The organism is Anaeromassilibacillus sp. 1001302B_160321_C8, from assembly GCF_015554745.1.
Classification (GTDB): domain Bacteria; phylum Bacillota; class Clostridia; order Oscillospirales; family Acutalibacteraceae; genus Anaeromassilibacillus; species Anaeromassilibacillus stercoravium.
This window is the reverse complement of sequence record NZ_JADNJD010000052.1, coordinates 1-1,274: the sequence shown is the minus strand read 5'-3', so window position 1 is coordinate 1,274 and position 1,274 is coordinate 1. Positions and strand designations below refer to the sequence as shown.

The 1,274-nt window shown below is 47.3% G+C and carries 1 protein-coding gene and 1 pseudogene; both read left to right on the top strand.

What is annotated here, in order from left to right; genetic code table 11:
- Window positions 1-40: 40 nt before the first annotated feature.
- Window positions 41-391, top strand: a complete 351-nt coding sequence (locus tag I2E77_RS13675) for a helix-turn-helix domain-containing protein (protein ID WP_087234838.1) — start codon at window positions 41-43, stop codon at window positions 389-391.
- Window positions 322-1,230, top strand: a pseudogene (locus I2E77_RS13670) (IS3 family transposase); the annotation flags it as partial. The gene I2E77_RS13675 and the pseudogene I2E77_RS13670, both read left to right, overlap by 70 nt.
- Window positions 1,231-1,274 lie beyond the last annotated feature (44 nt).

The window sequence follows — 1,274 nt, the reverse complement described above, 5'->3', positions numbered from 1 at the left end:
GACAGTATGATATACTGAATAACAAGTGGGGTGCATTATTATGCCGAAAGGAATACCAAACAAACGCTATACACCAGAATTCAAGAAGCAGGTAGTAGAGGCGGTCATACAGGACGGACTAAGCTATCAGGAGGCCGCCAGAATTTATGAAGTCCAAGGACATGACCGCATTCAAAGTTGGGAACGGATCTATCTGGAAGAAGGCCCGGAAGGCCTTGCAGTTGAACGCCGCGGGCGGAAGAGCACAGGCAGGCCGAAGAAGCTGCCCAGCAAAGTAGAAGAGGACTTGCTTGCCGAAGTGCAGCGTCTGCGTGCAGAAAATGCTTACTTAAAAAACTTGCAAGCCTTGGTTTTGGAAGAAGAGCGACGCCAGCGCAAAAAGCGCAGGTAGTTCAAAAACTGAGGCATGAATTCTCGCTGGACCTTCTGCTCACAATCGCTCAGCTTCCCCGTGCGACCTTCTACTACCATCTGAAGCGGATGATAGTTCCGGACAAATACAAGGAAGTCAAGGCAGAAATTGTTGCGATTTACCAAGAGAACAAAGGACGGTACGGATACCGCCGTATCACAACTGAGTTACATAACCGTGGATTTTCCATGAACCACAAGACAGTCCAGCGGCTTATGAAGGAGTTGGGGCTGGTTTGCCGTGTCAGAATCAAGAAATATCATTCTTACAAGGGCGAAGTGGGGAAAATTGCCCCTAATCTGCTAAACCGGAACTTCTATGCGGAAAAGCCAAACCAGAAATGGGTGACCGATGTAACTGAGTTCAGTCTGTTTGGACAGAAGATGTATCTCTCGCCCATTTTGGATTTGCACAACGGTTATCTGGTCAGCTATACCATCTCTGACCGGCCAGTATTGGGTATGATAACTTCCATGCTGGAGAAGGCGTTTGAGACGATACCCGATGGAACAGGATTGATCCTCCATTCTGATCAAGGCTGGCAGTATCAGCACAAGAAATACCAACACATGATCAGGAGGAAAGGGATTCGCCAGAGCATGAGCCGTAAGGGCAACTGCCTGGACAATGCCGTCATGGAGAATTTCTTTGGTTTACTCAAAAGTGAGTTGCTGTACCTGCAAAAATTCGATTCCCTGGAACACTTCAAGCAGGAACTGGTGGACTATCTGGATTACTACAATAACCGCAGAATCAAGATAAAACTAAAGGGCTTGCCGCCTGCTCTTCACAGACAACAAGCCCTTTCGGTTGCTTGAGCAATTTCTTCAAAAATATTGTCTAACTTTTCGGGGTCACTTCA